This is a genomic window from Nodularia sp. UHCC 0506, assembly GCF_034931045.1.
In the GTDB taxonomy this organism is placed as follows: domain Bacteria; phylum Cyanobacteriota; class Cyanobacteriia; order Cyanobacteriales; family Nostocaceae; genus Nodularia.
Genome location: NZ_JAYGHH010000021.1, coordinates 38,109 through 45,838 on the forward strand (window position 1 = coordinate 38,109; position 7,730 = coordinate 45,838).

General features: G+C 38.5%; 6 protein-coding genes. 2 read left to right on the plus strand and 4 right to left on the minus strand.

The genetic code is table 11. The features are described 5' to 3' along the window. Positions 1–942 precede the first annotated feature (942 nt). Positions 943–2,175 carry a glycosyltransferase family 4 protein gene (locus VB654_RS13580; protein ID WP_323214301.1) on the plus strand — a complete coding sequence of 411 codons (1,233 nt, stop codon included), beginning with the start codon at positions 943–945 and terminating at the stop codon, positions 2,173–2,175. Here VB654_RS13580 and thiS read toward each other — a convergent pair. The 3 genes from thiS to VB654_RS13595 all read right to left on the minus strand — a co-directional run bounded on the left by thiS (position 2,172) and on the right by VB654_RS13595 (position 4,731). Further along, positions 2,172–2,384, minus strand: coding sequence for a sulfur carrier protein ThiS (thiS, locus tag VB654_RS13585; RefSeq protein ID WP_323214302.1), 213 nt, complete (start codon positions 2,382–2,384; stop codon positions 2,172–2,174). The genes VB654_RS13580 and thiS overlap by 4 nt on opposite strands. A gap of 25 nt (positions 2,385–2,409) precedes the next feature. Continuing rightward, positions 2,410–3,516, minus strand: a complete 1,107-nt coding sequence (locus tag VB654_RS13590) for a thiamine phosphate synthase (protein WP_323214303.1) — start codon at positions 3,514–3,516, stop codon at positions 2,410–2,412. 489 nt (positions 3,517–4,005) lie between these two features. Further along, positions 4,006–4,731, minus strand: a complete 726-nt coding sequence (locus tag VB654_RS13595) for a hypothetical protein (protein WP_323214304.1) — start codon at positions 4,729–4,731, stop codon at positions 4,006–4,008. A 291-nt stretch (positions 4,732–5,022) separates the two neighbouring features. Here VB654_RS13595 and VB654_RS13600 point away from each other — a divergent pair, with 291 nt between their 5' ends. Continuing rightward, positions 5,023–6,543 carry a DUF1565 domain-containing protein gene (locus tag VB654_RS13600; protein WP_323214305.1) on the plus strand — a complete coding sequence of 507 codons (1,521 nt, stop codon included), beginning with the start codon at positions 5,023–5,025 and terminating at the stop codon, positions 6,541–6,543. A gap of 82 nt (positions 6,544–6,625) precedes the next feature. Here VB654_RS13600 and VB654_RS13605 read toward each other — a convergent pair. Beyond that, positions 6,626–7,730 (minus strand): fatty acid desaturase family protein (locus tag VB654_RS13605; protein ID WP_323214306.1); only part of this gene is annotated, 1,105 nt, incomplete at its 5' end.

A 7,730-nucleotide genomic window follows, 5' to 3' on the forward strand; every position in this document is an offset into this window, starting at 1 on the left:
CAGCAAACCCTATTTAAATTTTGATAGCTGGCGTGGCGTAAGCCATACAAAACGACCTATACCTTGATTCTTTGTTCCTTCTTCCCTATTCCCTACCTCCACGACAAAACTTTAATTATTTATAAAAACTTACTTAAAAATTCTATGGCTGACAAATATCACAAAAATATAGCAATTCCTCCGAAAAATCGCAAAAATTGACTATATATTTCTTAAAATTTTTATGCTATTTTTGGCATTTTGGCATTACATCCACAGTTATCTAAGATAGTCTATTAATATAAACAATTTTTCGTAATTTTTGTAGCAGTTTATTAGCTATAAGTTTGACTATAATTAGCAACTTTTAGTTATTGATGATTTGCTTTGATTTAAATTGCAAATTCCGAGAATTTATCAACCAATCATATAATCAACCAATACTTCACAGAAATAATAAATAATCCCCCATACTTCATGTTCTAAAATATTGTTGAGATATTTGTAATCCATTGGCTCACCAAAAAATAGGAAATTATGTTTTTCAAAGCTATATTTTACAGAGTGATAACCATGTATACAAATATTTCAGCCTTCACTGTATTAATGACAGGTTATAAAAGTTTCTGTCAAGAAATGTGTAAAACTCTGGTTTGTCCAGTATAGCTGTTAGCTAAAATAACAAAAGCGAGACAAATTAGATACAGAGCTAACCAATTTTATGGTGAAATTTCTACAAGGAATTGTGTCTCAAAATATAGGGTTTACAGCATCTATAACAATTGTGATTTGAGGAGCCAACACGTGATAAAAAGATGTTGGAAATACGGAAATTGCTAGTCTCAATTTAGCAGATATCTCCACGCAATCAAGCATCCTATTTTTTCCTTATTTCACTATGTTGTCCATGAATTTCAGTATTAACAATTGCAGAATATTTGCATTAAATTTATCAAAAGTAGCATGGAAAATATCTCACAACTGTCAACAAAAGTTAGAGACCAAACTGCATCCCCTGACATTCTTGTAATCTCTCATTCTTTTCTGCCGAAAAAAGCAGTAATTGGAGAATATCTCTATAATCGCTGTCTTCAAGATCCAGAAAGGGTAGTTGTTCTAGCTGCTGGTTGTTCTGGCGATCAAGTATTTGATCAGGATCAACAGTTTCCCATATATCGTTGGACAAATTCTCGATTCTGGCTGGGTCATTTTTTAGGGAGTTTATTACAGCCTGGGATTGATTTAGTTTGCTCGTTTTTTCTGGCTATTAAACTATATTTGCGCTATCACTACCGTTATATTGAGTGGGGTCACGGTGACGAGTTTCCGGCGTTGTTGCTGTTAAGCTATATTCTACCCATACGCTTTTTTATTCATCTGCATGGTAGTGATATCTTTGATATTGTACACAATCCTGTGTTGCGATCGCTCTTTAAATTAACCCTGACACGCGCCGAAGGAATTGTTTGCAACAGTTACGTGACTCAAGATTATCTGCGTAAGTCTTTTCGCTTACAAACTCCTACCCACGTCATTCAACCTATAGTCAGACCAGAAAAATTTGGTGTAGACAAGAATCAAGGTAATCTTGATAATTTACGTCAACGAGTGCGGGAAACATACAATATTCCCGAAACAGCAATTGTGATTCTTTCGGTAGGTAGGTTAATCAAACAGAAAAGCTTTGAGCGTGTAATTGAGAACTTACCCCTACTACTAAATATTGGAGTCGATGTTCACTATATACTTTGTGGTCAAGGGCTACATGAACCTACATTAAAAAATTTAGCCCAGCGCTTGCGGGTAGATAAGCGAGTACACTTTACTGGATACGTCCCTGACGGCGAATTAGGTGGCTATTATGCAGCTTGTGATCTGTTTGCTATGTTAACTTTGTTAGATCCTAAAGCCTACATCCAAGGTTTTGGAATTGTCTATTTAGCAGCAAGTTATTTTGGTAAACCTGTCATTGCTTCTCGTTTAGGTTCTGTGATTGATATAGTTCGTCATGAAGAAAATGGTCTTTTGGTGAATCCCAAATCTGGATATGATGTTTTTCAAGCCTTCAAACGATTGTGTAATGACCAACAATTGCGTGAAAAACTCGGTCGTAAGGGAAAAGAATTAGCCAGACGCAAGACCCTGCACCGTTCCCTATATTTTTCTGAACCTATCCCTAATGGTTTATTAAATTAACCACCCCCGACAATGGTAACAATTTCTAAGCGATCGCCTGATTGTATTTGTGTTTGTGGCCAAAATTGACGGTGTAAAATTTCGCCGTTATACTCCACCGCGATTAAACGGGGATTAAAACCTAACTGCTGGAGTAAATCTGGTAAAGGAGTTTGGCATAAACAAGTACGAGTTTCTCCATTTACCTGGAGGGTAATTTGATTGGACATTTAAAAGTGCTGAGTTGTAAACTGTTTATGGTTTAATGCGATGAAGTTGGGAAATCAAATATTGTGTTACCAAGGTAGGCTGTTCCGCTTCAATAATCGCTCGTACCACTGCGACACGTTCTGCTCCCGCCTCCATGACATCGTTGATATTATTCGCATCTATACCCCCAATGGCAAACCAAGGAATTGAGCTATTTTGGGCGGCGTAGCTGACATATTCTAAGCCAACTGCTGGTTTGTTTGCTTTTGTCGGAGTTTCATAAACTGGACCAACACCAATATAATCTGCTCCTTCAGCAATTGCTTTTTGCATTTCGTCAGCGTTTGTAGTCGAACGCCCGATTAAACGCTGGTGTCCGAGTAATTGTCTAGCCATACCAATGGGCATATCTTGCTGTCCCAAATGTACCCCATCGGCATCCACAGTCAAAGCTAAATCTACTCGGTCATTGACGATAAACAAAGCACCATAAGCATGGCAGAGTTGCCGTAATTTTCTTGCTTGCTCCAGACGCACAGTATCATCTGTAGTTTTATCACGATACTGTACTAGAGTTAATCCCCCTTTCAGTGCCGCTTCTACGGTTTTTAATAAAGTTTCTGAGGGAGAAGTGACTAGATATAAATGCGATCGCCACAGTAGTTGATGACGCTGGTAGCCCATTAAACTAGTTTCCAGGGCATAAACACGATAGCGCATCTGCTTAAAAGCTTTACCCATATTGGGATGATAAAGCTTCCCATATTCTTCTAATACCCGCATTGCTTCTTGGACACGGCAAAAATTTGCTTGTAATAGCGCTTTAATACTAGAGCGTTGTTCTTCCTGTGGATGGCTTAATTCCGTACCCGGATCACCTGGTGTATCTCGCGCCGCTCGCAGTTCATCAGTGTGCCAATGTGCCAACTCTTGGCGTAGATACTTGCATTCTCCCAGCAATTGAGCATTATTCAACCCAAAGCGACACCATTCTTCAATAATTCGCAAGCCTTCGCGAGCGCGGTCTAGATTAGCATCTAAAATGCGGTAAACAACTTGTTGCACTTGTGCTTTTTGGCTGTATGGCTCGACCATGACAACAACCCGATTATGACTTTCGTTTAGTGACGTAATATCAACATTTTTAGACATTTTGATGAAAATTTTCTAGTACACGAATATAAAAAATACAGGACTTACGCAAGAACCCTCTGAAACCCTCTTGACTTAGTGTCCTTCTCCCCAAGGGAGACGCTAACGCGAATGTGTCCTAAACCCCTGGGGGCTACGCTACGCGGTAAGCGAAGCTATGCCGAAGGCTTTATGCGGTTTGTTTTTTCATAATTCTGCATAAGTCCTCAAATAAGTAGAGTTTGACTATACATTTATACATAATTAGCTTTTTACATAGCTGCTCCAGATTTGGGGACGATTTTATAATATATCTTAAACTGGACAAAAACCATATACAGCACAATTTTTCTGGTTAAGCCATCAAAGTTAGGAACCATCAAACAATTTTTTCTGTCATAATTTTGTAGTTTGATTTTTTCATAACAGAGGAAATATTAAACCAGTATTTTTAATCTGTCCGTAGGCATAAACATAATTTTGATCAAGTGGTATTACTTGACTTTTTTATTAAAGAGCTAATAGGATAATTGCATAACTGAATGTACCAAAAGTAAATGACCAAAAACAGCTTTTTCTTACTTCTGGTAGTTCTTCTTTGAGTACATTCAAAACAATACCTCCGGCTAAAAAAGCAAATAAAACTGCCACCACAGCCTGATTAATTTTTGTAGCTATGCCAATTAACCAACCAAGAATTATCGCCATTGCTAACAACCATCGGCCAATTTTGTCATATCTTTTTTGATGATGTTCTCGCAAAGCATGATCGTTGACTAAAAAATGCAGTGCCATCGCTAAAGAAAATAACAACAAACTCTGGATACCTGATTCTTCTCGGTGTACTAGCAAGTAGCCAATTAAGAGGTTATAAATACCAAAAGCAGCAATGTGTAGCCAAAAAACAGATAAATCAGTTACATTTGCGTTTCCGACTTGTTGACGGTGTTGACGTGATTTTGACGCGAATCGCTCTAAGCCGTAAAACACTGTTAAACCTAAAAGTGCTACCAAATAAACATGATGCTCTAAAAAACTCAATCCTATGTTGACATTATTTTGGAATGTGACTTGTGCTTGACTCAGTTCTGGCAAAATATGGACAAACACATAAGCTACAGATACCCCACTCCCAAAGGATAAGCAACGATTATGGAGTGTCTTGGTGAGGAATCTGACTTTACCGGAAAATAAATGTATAGTGGCTAAGGCGATCGCAAAAAATCCCGTATTCATGCTGATTTTCTAGTTGGTATTATTCATTACAATCTACATCAGACAAATTCTTTCAGGTACTTCCAAATTAAAAAGGCCTCTCAAGCTCTCATAAATCTGTGTCCTCTGCGTCTGGTGCGATACGTTTATTCTGATAATTTATTTCTTGGAAGTTCCTAATTGGTAATTACTCAAGACAAACATTTGAAACAATTATCGACATTATATTGTCTTAGAGTATAAAACTTTATTGTGAGAACTTAACTCAAGTGAATCTATCCAATTATGTATTCTGAATATCATCAACTAAAAATGCCACGATTAAACCTAAATGCCCAAGTTGACAAAACCAATTCTTCCCTAGAATTAGTTTTACCTTTAGTGTCTTCTATCTTGTCTTTTACTCTTGGTTTAGGAGTGACGACAGGTATTACTTTCCTCAGTATCAGCCCTGGTAGGGTCTTGGCTCAAATACCATCTGCTGAAAGCAATTTGCCTAAAGTTAAAATGTTATTTGTTAACCCCAGCGTGGGAAATAACTCATCGGGTAATGGTAGTGAAAGCGCTCCTTTGCAAACGATTACTCAGGCTTTGCAAGTAGCCTCTCCTAATACAATGATTATGCTCTCCCCTGGGACTTATAGTGCTGAGACTGGAGAGGTTTTTCCTCTCAACCTCAAACCGGGTGTTGCTATTCACGGAGATCCTCTTAGCAAAGGAGAGGGAATCATCATTCAAGGCGGTGGGAGATTCCTCAGTCGCCGTTTTGGTGGTCAAAATGTGACCATTGTGGGTGTAGAACAATCTGAATTACGCGGTGTAACTGTCACAAATCCCCATCCCCGTGGTTATGGTTTGTGGATTGAATCTAGCAATCCTGTGATTGCCAATAATACATTTACTGGTAGTACTCAAGATGGGATTTCCCTGACTGGTGACAGTGCGCCGCAAATTAGACAGAATCATTTTCATCGTAATGGGGCGAATGGTATGACCATTGGTGGTGATTCTCAGCCGGAAGTGCGGGAAAATGTCTTTGAGGAAACGGGATTTGGAATCAATATTACTCAAAACGCTGCTCCTGTTGTCGCCCTTAATCAAATTCAAAACAACCGTGCTGGGATTATAGTCCAAGCTAATGCACGGCCGATTTTACGGAATAATTTAATTCAAGGGAATAGAGAAGATGGTTTAGTGGCGATCGCTCAAGCTATCCCCAACTTGGGTACTATTGCTGAACCAGGTGGGAACGAATTTCGCAATAATACTCGCCACGACATTAATGCTAGTGCGGCAAAGGAAATGATTCCTGCGGCTGGTAATAATTTATCTCAAAATCGCATTGCTGGCAAGGTAGATTTCAATGCTCAAACAGCACCCGCAGCTAACATTCCTCAGCGTTCTACTGTTGCTAGTCGTACTATCCCAACTAATGAACAAATTACCGTTGCTACTTCCAGTCAGTCCAATCAGTCACAAATGAATTATGTGAATATTGACCCCAATATTATAGAGTTTACTGCCCCCCAATTAGCGACCAGATCAGCAACACCTCCTGCTGGGGAATCACCTCTGTTAAGCCCCACTCAGAGAACTGCATACCTACCGCCTGCGAGAGTTCAGCCTGGTGTGCGTTACCGAGTAGTAGTGAATGTAACAAATGACAGAGAACGAAATATAGTGCGAAACTTAGCGCCTGATGCGTTTCCGACTATCCGCCAAGGTCGTAGAGTTATGCAAGTGGGTGTTTTTAGCGATCGCAATAATGCCGATGATATGATCAATGTCCTGAATAGTAATGGTTTAAACACTATAATTGAGCCATTAAATTAATTTCTCGGAAATGATCGCAGAAAGGCAGAAGGCAGAAATACAATTTTTGCCCTCTGCTATCAGGGGTTTATTTGCACCAAATTTAAATCTTCACTTTTTGGTTAAGGGGACAAGGGATCATAATTTTTCCTGACCAATCTGTCAACGTATTTTCATCTTTGTAATGCCGAGGACTTTGCATCAGCAATTTCCAAGCTTCTTGGGCATCTAATAAATTAAATTTATCAGCATAATTACTTTCTAACAATTCTCGAACCTGAACATAATAATCAGAATTCATCCCAGGGAAAATGTGATGTTCTGTATGATGGGAAAAATTCAGATGTAGCAGGTCAAAAAATTTATGCACCCGTAAAGATGTAGAATTTACCAGAGGATCATTAACATCGGTCATTGGACAAAGCAGATGATTTGTATAAATATAAAACATCAAGCCTGCATTACCAATTGCAATGGGTAAAAAGTAGCTTAGTATGAGTTTTAGAGGGTCAAATTCTAGATATACTAAGATAGCTAAATGAATCACTGACATTAGAAAAATTTCACCTGCGATCGCTCGACGGTCTTTAGCACTAATTGTAAACGCTGCCGGCACATAATCGACAGATTTACTATTAAAAAATAGTACGGAAGTCAGATTGCGAAAATTATGTACTCCCCATGCTGAAGTCATTCCCACTATTAACCAAAAGGGATTGACTTCTAAAGAAGGTACAAATAAATTATGAATCCATTTACCCCAAGTTTTAGACTGTTTCTCTAAATAATTTCGATCTGGATCACCTAAATCATTAGTTTGATGATGATGTACCCGGTTATGAACCGACTTCCATAAAGTTGGCGGCATCCACAACATTGTTAAACCGAAAAAGCTGATCACATAAGCTAGTTTTGGGTTTCTGATCACACTACCATGCATCAAATCATGGGAGCTAAACAATAAGGCAATCACACTATTGCCCATAATAATTGTTAGAGGTAAGTATAACCATAAAAGATAGTTTGACCATCGATCTAAATAACTCGCTATCATCCAGCCCAGGATCAAAATTCCTAGATTAATTACTAGGATGAATAGTTTACTTAAATCTGGTGTAAATGCTTCAGGCGGAAGCTGAGAACGTAATGCTTTCGAGTATGCTACCTGGCTAATTAATCTCTGATCAGTATTCAAATTCATAGATTGT

Excerpts from the sequence above, each read along its gene's own strand:
- VB654_RS13595 (WP_323214304.1), bottom strand. The coding sequence starts at position 4,731 with ATGAATACGGGATTTTTTGCGATCGCCTTAGCCACTATACATTTATTT.
- VB654_RS13600 (WP_323214305.1), top strand. The coding sequence starts at position 5,023 with ATGCCACGATTAAACCTAAATGCCCAAGTTGACAAAACCAATTCTTCC.
- VB654_RS13590 (WP_323214303.1), bottom strand. The coding sequence starts at position 3,516 with ATGTCTAAAAATGTTGATATTACGTCACTAAACGAAAGTCATAATCGG.
- VB654_RS13580 (WP_323214301.1), top strand. The coding sequence starts at position 943 with ATGGAAAATATCTCACAACTGTCAACAAAAGTTAGAGACCAAACTGCA.
- thiS (WP_323214302.1), bottom strand. The coding sequence starts at position 2,384 with ATGTCCAATCAAATTACCCTCCAGGTAAATGGAGAAACTCGTACTTGT.